The organism is Arenimonas sp. (genome assembly GCF_035721105.1).
Classification (GTDB): domain Bacteria; phylum Pseudomonadota; class Gammaproteobacteria; order Xanthomonadales; family Xanthomonadaceae; genus Arenimonas.
Genome location: NZ_DASTNG010000010.1, coordinates 17,788 through 35,205, shown reverse-complemented (window position 1 = coordinate 35,205; position 17,418 = coordinate 17,788). Strand labels below are relative to the sequence as shown.

At 71.8% G+C, this 17,418-nt stretch carries 15 protein-coding genes; 4 read left to right on the top strand and 11 right to left on the bottom strand.

The window, feature by feature from the left end:
- Positions 1-375 precede the first annotated feature (375 nt).
- From VFQ84_RS00755 to prmB, 11 genes are all read right to left on the bottom strand, one after another.
- On the bottom strand, positions 376-1,314 hold the full coding sequence (locus VFQ84_RS00755) for an isopenicillin N synthase family dioxygenase (RefSeq protein ID WP_325128184.1): 939 nt from the start codon (positions 1,312-1,314) through the stop codon (positions 376-378).
- A gap of 70 nt (positions 1,315-1,384) precedes the next feature.
- The gene (gene glmM / locus VFQ84_RS00750; RefSeq protein ID WP_325128182.1) at positions 1,385-2,728 is read right to left on the bottom strand and encodes a phosphoglucosamine mutase; all 1,344 of its coding nucleotides are present in this window, start codon (positions 2,726-2,728) and stop codon (positions 1,385-1,387) included.
- Positions 2,729-2,733: 5 nt separating this feature from the next.
- Complete coding sequence (accD, locus tag VFQ84_RS00745) at positions 2,734-3,630, bottom strand: acetyl-CoA carboxylase, carboxyltransferase subunit beta (protein WP_325128180.1); 897 nt, start codon at positions 3,628-3,630, stop codon at positions 2,734-2,736.
- Positions 3,631-3,704: 74 nt separating this feature from the next.
- Positions 3,705-4,511 (bottom strand): tryptophan synthase subunit alpha, encoded by an 807-nt coding sequence (gene trpA / locus VFQ84_RS00740; protein WP_325128178.1) that lies wholly within the window; start codon positions 4,509-4,511, stop codon positions 3,705-3,707.
- A 167-nt stretch (positions 4,512-4,678) separates the two neighbouring features.
- Positions 4,679-5,908 (bottom strand): tryptophan synthase subunit beta, encoded by a 1,230-nt coding sequence (trpB, locus tag VFQ84_RS00735; protein WP_325128176.1) that lies wholly within the window; start codon positions 5,906-5,908, stop codon positions 4,679-4,681.
- Positions 5,901-6,536 carry a phosphoribosylanthranilate isomerase gene (locus VFQ84_RS00730; protein WP_325128174.1) on the bottom strand — a complete coding sequence of 212 codons (636 nt, stop codon included), beginning with the start codon at positions 6,534-6,536 and terminating at the stop codon, positions 5,901-5,903. The genes trpB and VFQ84_RS00730 overlap by 8 nt, the downstream gene beginning before the upstream one ends.
- Positions 6,537-6,713: 177 nt before the next feature.
- Positions 6,714-7,481, bottom strand: coding sequence for a tRNA pseudouridine(38-40) synthase TruA (gene truA, locus VFQ84_RS00725; RefSeq protein WP_325128229.1), 768 nt, complete (start codon positions 7,479-7,481; stop codon positions 6,714-6,716).
- Complete coding sequence (locus VFQ84_RS00720) at positions 7,482-9,914, bottom strand: FimV/HubP family polar landmark protein (protein WP_325128171.1); 2,433 nt, start codon at positions 9,912-9,914, stop codon at positions 7,482-7,484.
- A gap of 80 nt (positions 9,915-9,994) precedes the next feature.
- The gene (locus VFQ84_RS00715) at positions 9,995-11,014 is read right to left on the bottom strand and encodes an aspartate-semialdehyde dehydrogenase (protein ID WP_325128169.1); all 1,020 of its coding nucleotides are present in this window, start codon (positions 11,012-11,014) and stop codon (positions 9,995-9,997) included.
- Positions 11,015-11,237: 223 nt separating this feature from the next.
- A complete protein-coding gene (aroC, locus tag VFQ84_RS00710; RefSeq protein ID WP_325128167.1) occupies positions 11,238-12,338 on the bottom strand; it encodes a chorismate synthase in 1,101 nt (366 codons plus the stop codon).
- A gap of 7 nt (positions 12,339-12,345) precedes the next feature.
- The gene (prmB, locus tag VFQ84_RS00705; protein ID WP_325128165.1) at positions 12,346-13,266 is read right to left on the bottom strand and encodes a 50S ribosomal protein L3 N(5)-glutamine methyltransferase; all 921 of its coding nucleotides are present in this window, start codon (positions 13,264-13,266) and stop codon (positions 12,346-12,348) included.
- Between the two features lie 81 nt (positions 13,267-13,347).
- On the opposite strand from prmB, the gene VFQ84_RS00700 reads away from it, so the two are divergent.
- From VFQ84_RS00700 to VFQ84_RS00685, 4 genes are all read left to right on the top strand, one after another.
- Positions 13,348-14,013, top strand: coding sequence for an SCO family protein (locus VFQ84_RS00700; protein ID WP_325128162.1), 666 nt, complete (start codon positions 13,348-13,350; stop codon positions 14,011-14,013).
- The gene (gene asd / locus VFQ84_RS00695; protein WP_325128160.1) at positions 14,010-14,849 is read left to right on the top strand and encodes an archaetidylserine decarboxylase; all 840 of its coding nucleotides are present in this window, start codon (positions 14,010-14,012) and stop codon (positions 14,847-14,849) included. Before VFQ84_RS00700 ends, asd begins: the two co-directional genes overlap by 4 nt.
- Before the next feature lie 556 nt (positions 14,850-15,405).
- Positions 15,406-16,116, top strand: a complete 711-nt coding sequence (locus tag VFQ84_RS00690; protein ID WP_325128158.1) for an arginyltransferase — start codon at positions 15,406-15,408, stop codon at positions 16,114-16,116.
- A gap of 43 nt (positions 16,117-16,159) precedes the next feature.
- On the top strand, positions 16,160-17,374 hold the full coding sequence (locus VFQ84_RS00685) for an endonuclease/exonuclease/phosphatase family protein (protein ID WP_325128156.1): 1,215 nt from the start codon (positions 16,160-16,162) through the stop codon (positions 17,372-17,374).
- Positions 17,375-17,418: the final 44 nt, after the last annotated feature.

The window sequence follows — 17,418 nt, the reverse complement described above, 5'->3', positions numbered from 1 at the left end:
CCGGTCTGGCCACCTTCCGGGCTCGCGCCGGCGTCTCAGCCCGTGTCCGAAGGGACGCGAACAGCAGGCGAGCTCTGGCGAAGGGCCTCGACCGGGTTAGCCAAACCGGATCCGCAGGAAAGATGCCCCGCCCCGACCCGGATCGAAACGCGCAAGCATCAGAGCGCGCCCCCACCTGCCTTCCGTCACGCGCCCAGACAGCCACGCACCGGCGGCGCCGTGGAAGCGAGGGTCACTTCCTGCGAAATAAAAGGCTTCACTGAGCAGGAAGTGACCCTCGCTTCCGCGGTGCCGACGGCGCCAGGACCCTCACCTTCGCGGTGCCGACCGCGCCAGGACCCTCACCTTCGCGGTGCCGCCGGCGCCAAGTCCAGGTCAGACCAGCTTGATCTCGCGCAGGCGCTCGAGGAGGTACTCGTGGGCGGTGATCGGGGTCGGATACCGGTCCGGGTTCCCGGCGCTGATGCAGCCCGGCAGGGTCTTGATCAGGAAGTCCGGGTTCGGGTGCAGGAAGTACGGGGTCGAGTAGCGCGGCTTGCGCGCGGCCTCGCCCGGCGGGTTCACCACGCGGTGCGTGGTGGACGGGTACACGTGGTTGCTCAGGCGCTGCAGCATGTCGCCGATGTTCACCACGATGGTGTCCTCGGCCGCGGTGAACGGCACCCACTCGCCCTGGTTCGACTTCACTTCCAGGCCGGCGGCGCTGGCGCCGACCAGCAGGGTGATGAAGTTGATGTCCTCGTGGGCGCCGGCGCGCACGTTCGGGATGTCGTCGGCGGTGATCGGCGGGTAGTGGATCGGGCGCAGGATCGAATTGCCGAAATTGGTCTTGTCGGCGAAGTAGTCCGCCGGCAGGTCGATGTGCAGGGCCAGCGCCGACAGCACCCGCGACCCCAGCTGGTCGAGCGCGGTGAACAGGCCGTAGGCGACGTCCTTGAACTCCGGGATCTCGGCCGGCCACAGGTTCGGCGGCATCACGTCGGCGTACCTCGAGTCGCGCGGGATCTCGCGGCCCACGTGCCAGAACTCCTTGAGGTCGAAGTGCTTGGCGCCCTTCGCCGTCTCGATGCCGAACGGCGTGTAGCCGCGCGCACCGCCGCCGCCGGGCACGTGGTACTGCTTCTTGACGTCCTCGGGCAGCGCGAAGAAACGCTGGAACACGTCGTAGGCGCGATCGATCTGCGCCTGCGGGATGCCGTGGTTGCGGATGCCGGCGAAGCCCCACTCCCGGTAGGCGGCGCCGAGCTCGGCGACGAAAGCGTCGCGGTCGGTGTCGAAGCGCTGGATGTCGAGGGTGGGGATGCTGGCGGTCACGGCGATGCTTCCGAAGGGTTTCGATGGGGGGATTCTAGGCCCGGCGGCGTGAGCCGGGCCTTGACGCGGCTCAAGTCGCGGCGCGCACGACCTCGGCCAGGCGGTCGAGCACCTGGCGCATCAGGCCGTCGTCGTCGGCCTCGACGGTGACGCGCACCACCGGCTCGGTGCCGGAGGGCCGCAGCACCAGGCGGCCGCGGCCGGCCAGGGCCGCCTCGGCCTCGGCGCGGGCGGCCTGCACGGCGGCGCTGTCGAGCGGCTTCACGCCCGGGGCGACCCGGACGTTGACGGTCTGCTGGGGCAGCGGCTGGTAGGCGGCCAGCGCCTGCTGCAGCGACTTGCCGCGGCGGCGCAGCACTTCGATCACCTGCAGCGCACTGACGATGGCGTCGCCGGTGCTGGCGCGGTCCAGGCACAGGAGGTGGCCGGAGGCTTCGCCACCCAGCACGCCGTCGTGTTCGACCAGGGCCTGGTGCACGTAGCGGTCGCCGACCCGGGCGCGCAGGAAACCGATGCCCTGCTCGCCCAGCGAACGCTCCATCGCGTAGTTGGTCATCAGCGTGCCCACCACCGGCCCGCGCAGGCGGCCGCTGGCGTGCCAGTCGCGGGCCAGCAGCCAGATCAGGCCGTCGCCATCCACCAGGCGCCCCTGCCCGTCCACCATCAGCACGCGGTCGCCGTCGCCGTCGAAGGCGATGCCGAGGTCGGCGCCGGTCTCGCGCACGCGGGCGATCAGCGCGGCGGGATGGGTGGAGCCGACGCCGTCGTTGATGTTCAGGCCATCGGGCTCGTTGCCGATGCAGTCGACCACGGCGCCGAGCTCGGAGAACACCCGCGGCGCGACCTGGTAGGTGGCGCCGTGGGCGCAGTCGAGCACCAGCTTCATGCCGCTGAGCACGAAGTCGTCGGGCACGGTGGATTTGCAGAACTCGGCGTAGCGCGCCATCGCGTCGGTGACGCGCGAGGCCTTGCCCAGGCGGTCGGATTCGACCGTGCTGAAGGGCTTGTCCAGCTCGGCCTCGATCGCGGCTTCCAGCGCGTCGCCCAGCTTCTCGCCCTGGGCCGAGAAGAACTTGATGCCGTTGTCGTGGTGCGGGTTGTGCGACGCGCTGATGACGATGCCGGCGTCGGCGCGCAGCGAACGCGTGAGGTAGGCCACCGCCGGGGTCGGCATCGGGCCCAGCATGCGCACGTCGGCGCCGGCGGCGACCAGGCCGGCCTCCAGCGCCGCCTCGAACATGTAGCCCGAGATGCGGGTGTCCTTGCCGATCACGACGGTGGCGCTGTCGCGGCCCTCGGCGACCAGCACGCGGCCGGCGGCGGCGCCCAGGCGCAGCATGAAGTCGGCCGACACCGGCCACTGCCCCACCCGGCCGCGGATGCCGTCGGTGCCGAAATACTTGCGCTCCGACATCGCGCTCAGGCGCCGCCGTTGCCGTTCGCCGCCGCGTCCGGCGCGGGCATCGGCTGGCGCATCATCAGGGCCAGCAGGGCCGACAGCTTCTCGCGCATCTGCCGGCGGTCGATGATCAGGTCGACCGCACCGTGCTCGACCAGGAACTCCGAGCGCTGGAAGCCCTCGGGCAGGGTCTCGCGCACGGTCTGCTCGATCACGCGCGGGCCGGCGAAGCCGATCAGGGCCTGCGGCTCGCCGACGTTGATGTCGCCCAGCATGCCCAGCGAGGCCGAGACGCCGCCGGTGGTCGGGTGCGTGAGCACCGATACGAAGGGCAGCCCGGCCGCGCGCAGGCGACCCAGCGCCGCCGAGGTCTTGGCCATCTGCATCAGCGAGAACAGGCCTTCCTGCATGCGCGCGCCGCCGGTGGCCGAGAAGCACACCAGCGGGCAGCCCAGGGCCAGCGCGCGCTCGGCGGCGAGGGTGAACTTCTCGCCCACCACCGAGCCCATCGAGCCGCCCATGTACTTGAACTCGAAGGCCGCCACGCAGATGTCGTGGCCCTTGAGCCTGCCCTGCACCGCGACCAGCGCATCGCGCTCGCCGGTGGCCTTCTGCGCGGCCTTGATGCGGTCGGCGTACTTCTTCTGGTCCTTGAAGTGCAGCGCGTCGACCGGGCCGAGCGCGGCGCCGATCTCCTCGCCGCTGTCGTCGTCCAGGAACGCAACCAGGCGCTCGCGGGCGCCGATGGCCATGTGGTGGCTGCACTTGGGGCAGACCCGCAGGTTCTTTTCCAGCTCGGGGCCGTACAGCGCCGCGCCGCAGCGGTCGCACTTCTCCCACAGGCCCTCGGGCACGGCGCGCTTGCCGCCGCCCTCGGTGCGGATGCGGGACGGCATCAGTTTGGTCAGCCAGCTCATTCAGCCACCGGTCTTGTTCGGGTCGTGAAGTTTAGCCCGAATGGCCCCGCCCGGAAGGCCCCCGCCCCGCCGGCTCAGGCGTGGGCGTCCAGGGCACCGCGCAGCGGCGCCAGGAAGGCCCCGGCGCGCGCGGCGGCGTCGGCCGGCGTGGCCGCGCCCGCCAGGGCATCGACCAGGGCGCTGCCGACCACGATGCCGTCGGCGGCCGGGGCCAGGGCCGCGGCCGAGGCGGCGTCGCGGATGCCGAACCCGACCAGCACGGGCACCTTGGCCTGGCGCCGCAGGTCGCCCGCCTTGGCCAGCACGGCCGTGGTGTCGAGCTGGCCGCCGCCGGTGACGCCGGCGAAGGAGACGTAATACAGGTAGCCCTGCGACTCGGTGGCCAGGCGCGCCAGGCGATCGGGCGTGGTGGTGGGCGCGGCCAGCGAGATCAGGTCCAGGCCGGCGGCGTTGAAGGCGTCGCGGGTCGGACCGGCCTCCTCGGGCGGCAGGTCGACCAGCAGCACGCCGTCCACGCCGGCTTCGGCCGCGGCCTCGGCGAAGCGCGCGGCGCCCCACATCTCGACCGGGTTGAGGTAGCCCATCAGCACCACCGGCGTCTCCGCGTCGACCCGGCGGAACTCGGCCACCGCCGCGAGGATGTAGCGCACGCCGGCCCCGCGCTCGATCGCGCGCTCGGAGCTGCGCTGGATCACCGGCCCGTCGGCCATCGGGTCCGAGAAGGGCACCCCGAGCTCGATCACGTCGGCGCCCGCGGCCACCAGCGCATGCATCACCGGCACCGTCGCCTCCAGCGAGGGATCCCCCGCCGTCACGAACGGAACGAGCGCCTTGCGCTTGGCTTCGGCGAGGGAGCGGAACTTGGCGGCGATTCGGGACATGGGGTTCTCAACACGGAAAGAGCGGATAAACACGGATGAACACGGATAAAGCGAATTGGATGGGTTCTCGGCGCATGGCGACAGGCCGGCGAAAACCACCCCACGGATTTTGCTCTATCCGTGTTTATCCGCTCTTTCCGTGTCAAAAAATAAAAAGCCACACGAAGCTAGAGCGCAATACCCTCGCGCCGCGCAATGGTGAAGATGTCCTTGTCGCCACGCCCGGAAAGGTTGCAAAGCACCAGCGCATCCTTCGGCAGGTCGCGGGCGAGCTTCATCGCCTGGGCAACGGCGTGGCTGGACTCCAGCGCGGCCAGGATGCCTTCGGTGCGGGCCAGCAGGTGGAAGGCTTCCATCGCCTCGTCGTCGGTGATGCCGACGTAGGTGGCGCGGCCGCTGTCCTTGAGGAAGGCGTGCTCGGGGCCGACGCCCGGGTAGTCGAGGCCGGCCGAGATCGAATGCGTCTCGGTGATCTGGCCGTCGTCGTCGCAGATCACGTAGGTGCGGTTGCCGTGCAGCACGCCCGGGCGGCCGGCCACCAGCGAAGCCGAGTGGCGCCCGGTCTCGACGCCGTCGCCCGCGGCCTCGGCGCCGACGATGGCCACGTCGCGGTCGTTGAGGAAGGCATGGAACATGCCGATGGCGTTGCTGCCGCCGCCCACGCAGGCGGTGACGGCGTCCGGCAGGCGCCCGTATTCCTCGAGCATCTGCGCCCGCGACTCCTGGCCGACCACGGCGTTGAAGTCGCGCACCAGCTTCGGGTACGGGTGCGGGCCGGCGACGGTGCCGATGATGTAGAAGGTGTCGTGCACGTTGGTGACCCAGTCGCGCATGGCTTCGTTGAGCGCGTCCTTGAGGGTCTTGCTGCCCGAGGTCACCGGCACCACGGTGGCGCCCAGCAGCTTCATGCGGAACACGTTCGGCGCCTGCCGCTCGACGTCGGTGGCGCCCATGTAGACCACGCACTCCAGGCCCAGTCGCGCCGCCACCGTGGCCGAGGCCACGCCGTGCTGGCCGGCTCCGGTCTCGGCGATGATGCGGGTCTTGCCCATGCGTTTGGCCAGCATGCCCTGGCCGATGGTGTTGTTGATCTTGTGCGCGCCGGTGTGGTTGAGGTCCTCGCGCTTGAGCAGGATGCGGGCACCGCCGACGTGCGCGCTCAGCCGCGCCGCTTCGTAGATCGGGCTGGGGCGGCCGACGTAGTGACGGTAGTCGTGCCGCAGCTCGGCCAGGAATTCCGGGTCCTTGCGGTATTTCTCGTAGGCGGCCTCGAGCTCGCGCAGCGGCCCGATCAGGGTCTCGGAGACGAACACGCCGCCATAGCGGCCAAAGTGCCCCGCGGCATCGGGCCAGGCACCGAAATCGGCGATGTCTTCGGTCCGGGGGATGTCATTCATGGGAACTGCGGTCTGCACGTCGAACCTCGTCTACGAATTGCTGCATCTTGTCGCCGTCCTTGATGCCCGGCGCGCTCTCGATCCCGCTCGACACGTCGACGGCGAAGGGCCGCGCGGTGCGGATGGCCTGGCCCACGTTCGCCGCCGACAGGCCGCCCGCCAGGAAGACCGGCTTGCCCAGCGGGGGGATGGTGGTCCAGTCGAAGCGCTCGCCGCGGCCGCCGGGCTGGCCGGGGCCATGGCCGTCGAGCAGGAAGGCACTGGCCGAAGGGTAGCGTTTCCGCGCCATCGCCGCATCGTCGGCGCCCTGCCCCATCGGCACGGTCTTGATGAAGGGCAGGCCGAAGCCGCGACAGAAGGCGTCGTCCTCGCTGCCGTGGAACTGCAGCAGGGTCGGCCGCAGGACCTTGATGGCGGCGGCGACTTCGCTGCCCGGGTTGTCCATGAACAGGGCCACGGCATCCACCAGCGGCGGCACCGCCTGGCGCAGCCCCTCCAGCGGCTCGATGCCGAGCCGGCGCGGGCTGTTGGCCGCGAACACGAAGCCCAGCGCATCCACGCCCAGCTCGACCGCCAGCCGCACGTCGCCCGGCCGGGTCATTCCGCAAAACTTGATGCGCGTCCTCATGCCGCCATTGTAGCCGCCCGCCGTGCTCGCCCCGTGTACGCCCCGCCCTCCCCTGTAGGAGCGCCTTCAGGCGCGAAGCTTTCCCTCGTTCCCGGCGTCGGCCTCGTCCGTTGCCGGGTGACCGCGAAAAGATTCGCGCCTGAAGGCGCTCCTACAGAGGGGCTTCGCGGCCAGGGGTCAGAGGGTGACTTCGGGGGGGAGGCCCCATTCGGCGGGGTAGCGCGGGCCCAGGAAGACCAGGCCGCTCGAGGGCGCGGTGGGGCCGGCGACGGCGCGGTCGCGGCCGGCCAGCAGCTCGCCGACCCAGGCTTCCGGGCGCTCGCCGCGGCCGACCAGCAGCAGGCTGCCGACGAAATTGCGGACCATGTGGTGCAGGAAGGCATTGGCCTGCACTTCCACGATCACGCGGTCACCTTCGCGCCAGGCCTTGATCTCGTGCACGTTGCGGTTGGGATGCGGCGCCTGGCAGTGCACCGTGCGGAACGCGCTGAAGTCGTGCTCGCCCACCAGCGCCTGCGCCGCACGGTGCATGGCGTCGGCGTCCAGCGGCTGGCGCTCCCAGGTGAGGTAGTCGCGCAGCATGGCCGGGCGCATGCCGCGGTTGAGGATGCTGTAGCGGTAGCGGCGCGCCCGCGCCGAGTAGCGCGCGTGGAAGTCCTGCGCCACCGGCTGGCACCACAGCACCGCGATGCTGCCGGGCAGCCGGCTGTTGGCGCCCTGCCGGAACGCGAACGGCGTGCGGCCCGAGTCGGAATCCAGGTGCACCACCTGGCCGCTGGCGTGCACGCCGCTGTCGGTACGGCCCGCGCACACCACGTCGAGCGGATGGTTGGCGACGAAGGACAGCGCCTTCTCCACCTCGGCCTGCACCGAGGCACCGTGCGACAGCCGCTGCCATCCCTGGAAGCCGCTGCCGTCGTATTCGATGCCCAGTGCGTAGCGCAGTTAGCCGATGTCCTTGAGCAGGCGGGCGGCCTCGGCGCGACCGGCCGGACCGGCCTCGGCCAGCACTTCCTCGAGCATGCCCCGGGCGCCTTCGACGTCACCGATGTCGAGGTAGGCCCGGGCCAGCTCGATCTTGGTGGCGCTGCCGTCATCGTCGGCGTCCGCCGCGTCCGGAGCCGCGTCGAACCCGGCGTCGAACGCCTGATCGTCGGTGGCGGTGAAGTCGGGCTCGGGCTCGGCCTCGGCGGTCGGCGCGGGTTCCGGTTCCGGTTCAGGCGCGGGCGCGGTGAGGCGGACGCCGGCCCCGCCGTGCGTGATGCGCTCCCAGTCTTCGTCCTGGTCGACCGGCGCGGTGGACGCCCGCGGCGCGACATCGATCGCGTCCAGGTCGTCCAGGTCGGGCACCGGCTCGGCGGCGGGCGCCGGCGCCGGAGCGGCCGGCTTCGCGGTCGAGGCCATCACGCCGGTGTCGCCGAAGCGCGGCGTGTTCCAGCCGGCCTGGCTGAACAGCGCGTTGCCCGGGGCCAGCGAGGCGCCCATGACCACGGCCTCGCGCCAGCGCGGGTCGAGCGTGCTGCGGACCTGGATGCGCATCGCCTGGGCGGCGCGCTCGTACTCGGCGGCTTCGCCGCGCGAGTAGTGGTAGCGCAGCAGGCCGATGTGGGCCTCGAGGTCGCCGGGGCGTTCGCGCAGGGCTTTCTGCAGGCGCAGCAGGTTCTCGTCCACCGCCGGCGCCGCGTCGTCCGTGGCCTCGGGCTCGGCGTCGGTCGCGACCGGCGCCGCGCGCTGGGCGCCGGGCAGGCTGGCGCGCACGGCATCGTCGTCGGAAATGCGGCGCGACGGGCTGGGCAGCGGGGCCTTGCTGCGGCGGCCACGCAGGGCCAGCACCAGGCCGCCCAGCAGCACCAGCCCGGCACCCACCAGCACCAGCGGATTCATGTACCAGGGCGCCGGGGCCGGCGGCGCCGCGACCGGGGCCGCGGCGGTGTCGGCCGGGGCCGCTTCGGGAGTCGGGGCGGGCGTCGGGGCCGGGGCCGGCTCGGGCTGGCCCAGGCGGTCCTGGAGCGCCTTGAGCTGGCTGTCCTGCAGGGCCACCAGGCGCTCGCTGTCGGCCTGCTGCTCGTCCAGCTCGGTCAGCTGGGAGCGCAGTTCGGCCACTTCCGACTGGCGGGCGGCCAGGTCTTCGCGGGCCTGCGTCAGCTCGGCGCGCAACTCGGTGCCGGTGCCGTCACCGCTGGCGCCGGACTGGACGCCGCGGGCGGCGCGCTCGTTGCCGGACGGCGGCACGATCTCGAGCCGGCCGTCGGCGGCGGCGCCCGGGGCCGGACGCGCGGCCGGGCGCGACGGCGCCTGGGCCACGGACTCGGCCGGCTGCGGCACCGGCTGGCGGCGCGCCTGCCAGGCGCTGGCCTGCTCGCGCACCAGCGCGGCGGCCTCGTCGGCACCCAGCGTCAGCACTTCCTCGCGCGCCGGGATGCGCAGCACGGCGCCGCGCTTGAGCTGGTTGATGTTGTCGTCGATGAAGGCCTCGGGGTTGGCCCGCTGCAGCGCCAGCATCATCTGGTTGATGGTGACCGCCCGGTCCGGGCGCGCGCCGTTGGCGATGCTCCAGAGGGTCTGGCCTTCGCTGACGGGGCCGTAGCTGTCGGCCGGCGCCGGGGTCGGTGCGGGCGCAGGCGCAGGCGGCGCGACCGGGGCGGGTTCGGGGGCGGCGGCGACCGGCTCCGGGGTCGGTTCGGGTGCAGGTTCCGGGGTCGGCACGGGCTCGGGCTCCGGGGCCGGCGGCACCGCCGCGACCTCGGGCTCGGCCTCGGGCTCGGGCAGCACCGGCGCGGGCGCCGGCTCCGGCGGCAGCGGCTCGGCCTGCGGCGCCGGCGCCTCCGGCGGGATGTCGGTGACCGTCAGCACCGGCTCGGGATCGGCCAGCGGCGTGGTCTCGACCGGCTCGGGCATCGGGGCCGGCGGCGGCGCGACGTAGGGCGCGGGCGCGGCCGACACCGGCGCTTCCAGCGGGCGGATGACGGCCGGCGCGATGTAGGGCGGATCGACCAGGGCGCTGTATTCGCGCACCACGCTGCCGCGGCCCCAGTTGGCCTCGATCAGGAAGGTCAGGAAGGGTTCGGTGAAGCGCGAATCGGTGGTGACGCGGATCACCGGCTGGCCGGCGGCGTTGCGGCCGACGCTCATCTGCAGGTTGGCGGTCAGGCCGACCGGGCGCTCGAGGCCGACGCGGGCGAAGGCCTCGGGCGAGGCGAGGCGCACCTCGAGCTCGTCGAGCTCGCCGGGCGCCGCCGACAGGATGGGGATCTCGGCGACCAGGGGCTCGTTCAGCCCGGACTTGACCTGGATCTGGCCCAGGCCCAGCGCGTGCGCGCTGGAAGCGCCCAGGGCCAGGGCCAGGGCGAGCGGTAGCTGCAGATGGCGTTTTTTCACGCTTCGAATCTCCCCGATGAAGGCTGGCGCGACCGCTCCCCTGCAGCGGTCCCGACGGTACGACGGCTCGAATATACCGGTCAGCCGCCCGCTTTGACCACGAGTTCCGCCAGTTGCACCGCATTGAGGGCGGCGCCCTTGCGGATGTTGTCCGACACGATCCACAGGTCCAGGCCGTGCGGATGCGACAGGTCCTCGCGGATGCGACCGACGTAGACCGGGTCGGTCCCGGCGGCGTGGGTCACCGGCGTCGGGTAGCCGCCGGGCGCGCGGTCGTCGACCACTTCGACACCCGGCGCAGCCTCGAGCAGGGCGCGGGCGTCCGCGGCCGAGAGCTTGTCGCGGGTCTCGAGGTGCACCGCCTCGGAGTGGCCGTAGAACACCGGCACGCGCACGGCGGTCGGGTTCACGCTGATGCCGTCGTCGCCCAGGATCTTGCGGGTCTCCCACACCATCTTCATTTCTTCGCGGGTGTAGCCGTTGTCCATGAACTCGTCGATGTGCGGGATCAGGTTGAAGGCGATCTGCACCGGGAACTTCTCGGGGGCGTGGTTCTGGAAGCCGAGCATGGCGGCGGTCTGGCGACCCAGCTCCTCCATCGCGCTGCGGCCGGCGCCCGACACCGACTGGTAGGTGGCGACGTTGATGCGGGTGATGCCGACCGCACGATGGATCGGCGCCAGCGCCACCAGCATCTGCATGGTCGAGCAGTTGGGGTTGGCGATGATGCCGCGCGGGCGATCGGCGATGGCTTCGGGATTCACTTCGGCCACGACCAGCGGCACGTCGTCGTCCTGGCGGAACGCCGAACTGTTGTCGATGACCACCGCGCCCGCGGCCGCGAACTTCGGCGCGAACGCCTTCGAAATCGAGCCGCCCGCGGAAAACAGGGCGATGTCGACGCCGGCCGGGTCGAACGTGGCGAGGTCCTGCACGACCAGTTCGCGCGCCCCGTAGCGGAGCTTGGCGCCGGCGGAGCGCTCGCTGGCCAGCAGGTGCAGGGTCCCGACCGGGAACTGCCGCTCGGCCAGGATCGAAAGCATCGTCTCGCCAACGGCACCGGTGGCACCGACGATGGCGACTGTGTATGTCTTGCTCATGGGGCTCGTGCTTCCAGGGGATCTAGATTTGAACGCGGATCAAATCGGAAAAGAAGGATAAAGGCGGATAAGTCCTGAATGGATCCGGCCCGGGAGCTGGCGCGCGCCGAAGCAAAGCCTCAGGCAAGGCCGGACACCCCGGGCACTCGTTTTCGCGCACCCAAGCAAAAGCGGTATCCGCTCTTATCCGGGGTTTCCGCTCTGATCCGCGTTCGAATCGCGCTCACCCACCACCGCCGGCCACCCGGGGCACGACCGGGCCCACATCCCCGCACTGGGCGCGATGGCGAAGGGCGTGGTCCATCAGGACCAGGGCCAGCATGGCCTCGCAGATGGGCGGGGCGCGCAGGCCGACGCAGGGGTCGTGGCGGCCGGTGGTGATGATGTCGACCGGCTGGCCGGCCGTGTCCACCGTGGCCCCCGGCAGCCGCAGGCTGGAGGTGGGCTTGAACGCCACCGAACAGGTGATGTCCTGGCCGCTGCTGATGCCGCCCAGGATGCCGCCCGCATGGTTGCTGGCGAAGCCGGAGGGCGACATCAGGTCGCGATGCTCGGTGCCCTTCTGCAGCACCGCCGCGAAACCGGCGCCGATCTCGACGCCCTTCACGGCGTTGATCGACATCATGGCCGCGGCGATGTCGGCGTCGAGCTTGCCGTACACCGGCTCGCCCCAGCCCGGCGGGACGTTGCGGGCGACGACGTCCACGCGGGCGCCGACCGAATCGCCGGACTTGCGCAGCGCGTCCATGAAGGCCTCGAGCTCGGCGACCTGCGACGCATCGGGCCAGAAGAACGGATTGCCTTCGATCGCCGCGGCGTCGAACGCACGCGGGCGGAGGTCGGCGATCTGCGAGACGTGCGCCTGCACCGTGATGCCGTGGCGCTCGGCCAGCCATTTCTTGGCGATCACCGCCGCCGCCACCCGCATCGTGGTCTCGCGCGCCGAACTGCGGCCGCCGCCGCGCGGGTCGCGCAGGCCGTATTTGTGCAGGTAGGTGTAGTCGGCGTGCCCGGGGCGGAACTGTTCGGCGATCTTGCCGTAGTCCTTGCTGCGCGCATCGGTGTTGCGCACCAGCAGGCCGATCGGGGTGCCGGTGGTGCGGCCCTCGTAGACACCGCTGAGGATCTCGACCTCGTCGGCCTCGTGCCGCTGCGAGGTGTGGCGCGACTTCCCGGTGGCGCGGCGATCGAGGTCGGCGCGGAAATCACCGGCCGCGATCGCGATGCCGGGCGGGCAGCCGTCGATGACGCAGCCGATGGCCGGGCCATGGCTTTCGCCGAAGGTGGTGACGCGCAGCAGCCGGCCGAAACTGTTGTCGCTCATCCCCGGCTCAACCGCGCCGGGCGTCGGCCAGGGCCTTGATGCGCGCGTGGTGCGCCACCAGGTCCTCGCGCTCGGCGACGAAGATGCCCATCTGCCCGACCTTGAACTCGACCCAGGCCAGCGGCAGCTCCGGCAGCAGCGCAACCAGAGCGTGCTCGCTCTCGCCGACTTCGCAGATCAGCAGGCCGTTCTCAGAGAGGTGCCGCGGTGCGTCGCGCAGGATTTCCAGCGCCAGGTCCAGGCCGTCCTCGCCGGCGCGCAGGCCCAGGTCGGGTTCGTGCGCGTACTCCGGCGGCAGCGCGTCGGTCTCGGCGTGGGTCACGTAGGGCGGATTGGTGACGATCAGGTCATAGACCTCGCCATCGAGGTTCTTGAACAGGTCGGACTGGACCAGGCGCACGTTGTCCGCCATCAGCCGGACCTTGTTCTCGGCGGCCAGCGCCAGCGCGTCCTCGCTCAGGTCGGCCGCGTCCACCTGCCAGTGCGGGTGGTAGTGGGCGGTGGCGATGGCGATGCAGCCCGAACCGGTGCACATGTCGAGCACGCGGTTGACTTCCCGGCCGCCCAGCCAGGGCTCGAAGCCGGTCTCGATCAGCTCGGCGATCGGCGAACGCGGCACCAGCGCGCGGCTGTCGGTCTTGAAGCTCAGGCCGGCGAACCAGGCCTCGCCCGTGAGGTAGCAGGCCGGGATGCGCTCCTGGATGCGGCGCTCGAACAGCGCCAGCACGGCGATGCGCTCCTCCGCCACCAGCTTGGCCTGGCCATAGGCCGGGCCCAGGTCGGGCGGCAGGTGCAGGGCGTGCAGCACCAGCTGGGTCGCCTCGTCGAGGGCGTTGTCGTGGCCGTGACCGAAAGTCAGGCCGGCGGCGCCGAACCGGCTGGCGCCGTAGCGGATGAAGTCCACGATGGTGACGAGTTCTATCGACATGTGCGCCAAGCCCTTGCAATGCCGCGAGTATAGCCGCGCGCCCGCTATAATTGCCGCCTTGCCGCCCTTCCGGGACACGCCGTGTTCAATCGCACCACCCTGCTGATCCTCGTCGCCGCGCTCGCCGCCGGCCTCGGCCTCTGGGCCGCCCAGCTCGTGCTGGTGCCGGCGCCGTCCGGCCCGGCCGCGACCACGCCGGCCGCCCCGGCCGTCGACCCGGCCCGCCTCAAGGCGACCCGCCTGTTCTCCAGCCCGCGCGTCCTGGCGCCGTTCGCGCTGGACCAGTCCGACGGCACGCCGCTGGAACCCGCCGAGCTGCAGGGCCGCTGGACGGTGGTGTTCCTGGGCTTCACCCACTGCCCCGACGTCTGCCCCACCACGCTGTCCGAGCTGGCGCAGGCGCAGAAGGCCTGGGCCGACCTGCCGGAGGCGCGGCGGCCGCAGGTGCTGTTCGTGTCCATCGACCCGGAGCGCGACACCCCGGCCAAGACCGGCGAGTACGCGGCCTACTTCCACCCGGCCACGCTGGCGGCCACCGGCAGCCAGGGCGCGCTGCAGGCCTTCGCCGGCAGCCTGGGCCTGGTCTACATGAAGGTGGCCACCGACGGCGGCGACTACACCATGGACCACTCCTCGGCCCTGGTCGTGATCGACCCGCAGGGGCGCCAGGCCGGCCTGATCCGTCCGCCCTTCGTGCCGGCCGACATCGCCGCCGACCTGGTCCTGCTGTCGGAGGCCGCGCCATGAGCCCGAAGGTCTTCCTGCAGTACGTGCTGCCGCACCGCCTGCTGTCGCGGATCGCCTACGGCGTCGCGCGCACCCGCACCGGCTGGTTCAAGGACTGGCTGATCCGGCTGGTGGTGCGCAAGTTCAACGTCGACATGGCCGAGGCCGCCGATCCGGTGGCCACGAACTACCCGCATTTCAACGCGTTCTTCACCCGCGAGCTCAAGCCCGGCGCGCGCGTGGCCGACGCCGACCCGCGCACGCTGCTGATGCCGGCCGACGGCAAGATCAGCCAGGCCGGCCGCATCGAGGCGGGGCGTATCTTCCAGGCCAAGGGCCAGGCCTTCACCGCCGCCGAGCTGCTGGGCGACGAGGCAATGGCCGCGCCCTACGCGGACGGCTGGTTCGCCAACATCTATCTGTCGCCGCGCGACTACCACCGGGTGCACATGCCGTGGAAAGGCACCCTGGTCGAGACGCTGCACGTGCCGGGCCGTCTGTTCACGGTGGCGCCCTGGGGCGTGCAGGCGATCCCGCGGCTGTTCGCGCGCAACGAGCGCCTGGTCTGCCACTTCGACACGGCGTTCGGGCCGATGTGTTCGGTGATGGTCGGGGCGCTGCTGGTCTCGGGCGTGGAGTCGGTGTGGAACGGGGAGGAAATCCCGCCCTACGCGCACAAGCCGGTACGCCGCGACTGGCGGGGCCAGGGCATCACGCTGGACCGTTTCGCGGAAATGGCGCGCTTCAACTACGGCTCCACCGTGATCCTGCTGTTCCCGTGCGACGCGGTCGCGCTGGACGCCTTCGCCACCGAGACCCCGACGCGCGTCGGCCAGCGCCTCGGCGTCGCCCTCTGACCTCGGGCGCGCCGAGCGCCCAGCGAACGGCGCGTGGCGCGCGGCGCGTGGCCTCACGGCAGCGGCGCCCTGCAACGAGGTGGTTCGCCGACCGCCACTCAACACGACGTCCTGTCCATTGAGTGGCGGCCGTTCCGGCTTCCTGCCTCCACTTCGTCGAACCACCTCGTCGCAGGGCGCCGCCCCGACCTTCAGCCGCACACCGGAACGAAGTCAAAAGCCGCGACGATCATGGCGTGCGCAACGCGCACGGATGGCCGAACACGCCCTGCAATCATGGATGACCTGCCAGCACGTGCCCGTTGGTATTGGCTTTGGCACTTGACCTCCTCCCGGTGTGCGACTGGCTTCCGGGGCGACGTCGCACGCAGACATAGGTCTGCGGCAGTGGAGGCAGGAGGCCGGAACGGCCGACATCGGTGGTCAGGATGACGCTCCCGAGTCGGGCCGCAGACCTATGTCTGCGGGCGGCGGCGCTGCCGGGAAGCATCAGGCTGTACGTCGGGCCGTATGCCAAGCCGTGCGCCAGGTCCGCGCCCGGGGATAGACTGGGGGCATGGGAAACCAGCACCACATCCGGTTGTTCCAGACCGTCGAGCACGCCTGCGGCTACTGGCCGGACCGACTGTCGCGCGACCTGATCATAGACCCTACCGATCCCTACCTGCCCACGCTGTTCGGCCGCGCCCTGGCGATGGGCTTCCGGCGTTCGGGCGGGCATGTGTACCGGCCGCACTGCGTGGGCTGCCGCGCCTGCATCTCCGTGCGCATCCCGGTGCGCCGGTTCGCGCCCAACCGGGCCCAGAAGCGCTGCCTGGCCCGCAATGCGGACCTGGAGGTGCGCAGCGTGCCGGCGCGGCGGACGGCCGAGAACTTCGCGCTGTACCGGCGCTACCTCGACACCCGGCACGTCGGCGGCGGCATGGACGATCCGGCGCCCGCGAACTTCGATGCCTTCCTGGCCTGCCCCTGGAGCCCGACCGAGTTCATGGAGTTCCGGCGCGGGGGCGAGCTGCTGGCGGTGGCCGTTACCGACGTCGTCGGCGACGCGCTGTCGGCCGTGTACACCTTCTATGCCCCGGAGGAAGCGGCCCGCAGCCTGGGCACCTACGCCATCCTGCGGCAGGTGCAGCGGGCCCGCGACGAGGGGCGCGAGCATCTCTACCTCGGCTTCTGGCTCGAGGGGCACCCGAAGATGGCCTACAAGCGCGGCTACCGCCCGCTGGAGTTCCTGGACGGGGCGGACTGGAAGCCCATGCCCGAATGAATCGCATCGCCCGGCGGCCGGGCTTCGGGCACAATCGCCGCGCATGAGAACCCACCTCGCCCTTGCCCTGCTGTCCCTCGTCCTGCTGGCCGGCTGCCGTACGCCGGCACCGGCCGCCGCCAGCGCCTCCGCGGAGCCCGCCATGACGCTTCGCGTCGCCACCTTCAACACGTCGCTGTACGACGAGACCCACGGCGGCCTGATCGAGCGGCTGGACCAGGGCGACGACGACGCCCGCAAGATCGCCGCCACCCTGCAGGCGATGCGGCCGGACGTGGTGCTGCTCAACGAGTTCGACTACGACGCGGCGGGCCTGGCGGCCGACCTGTTCCAGTCGCGCTACCTCGGGGTGTCGCAGGACGGCGGCGAGCCGATCCGCTATCCCTACCGCTACCTCGCCGAGGTGAACACCGGCGTGCCCAGCGGGCTCGACCTCGACGGCGACGGCCGGGTCGGCGGCGAGGGCCGCTTCCACGGCAACGACGCCTGGGGCTACGGCCTGCACCCGGGGCAGTACGGCATGCTGGTGCTGTCGATGCATCCGATCGACGCCGGCGCCGCGCGCAGCTTCCGCCTGCTGCGCTGGAGCGCGATGCCGGGCGCGAGGCAGCCGATGCGGCCCGATACCGGCAAGCCCTTCTACCCCCCGGCGATCTGGGAACAGCTGCGGCTGAGCTCGAAGTCGCACTGGGACCTGCCGATCGACACGCCGCTGGGCCGCATCCACCTCCTGGCCGCGCACCCCACCCCGCCGGTCTTCGATGGCCCCGAGCGCCGCAACGCCGCGCGCAACCACGACGAGATCCGGCTGTGGGCCGAATACCTGTCGCCGGGCGACAAGCCCTGGCTGTGCGATGACGCCGGCCGCTGCGGTGGCCTGCCTGCGGGCGAGCGCTTCGTGATCGTCGGCGACTACAACGCCGACCCCGCCGACGGCGGCAGCCTGCCGGGCACGATCCAGCAGCTGCTGGAACATCCGCGCGTGCTGCGCTACGCCACGCCGCGCAGCGAGGGCGCCGTGGAGGCGGGCCAGCGCACCGGCGGCGGCAACACCGGCCACCGCTCCGCGCCCGCGCACGACACCGCCTCGTTCGGCCCGCGCAACGGCAACTACCGGGTGGACTACGTGCTGCCTTCGGTCGGCCTGCCGGTGAAGGCCAGCGGCGTGTTCTGGCCGCGCGAGGGCGAGCGCGGCCACGCCTGGCTGCAGGCCACCGACCACCGGCTGGTGTGGGTGGACCTCGACGCCGGGGGCTGAACGACCGCGGCGCCGGGCGCCGCGCTTGCGGCGGTGCGACATCC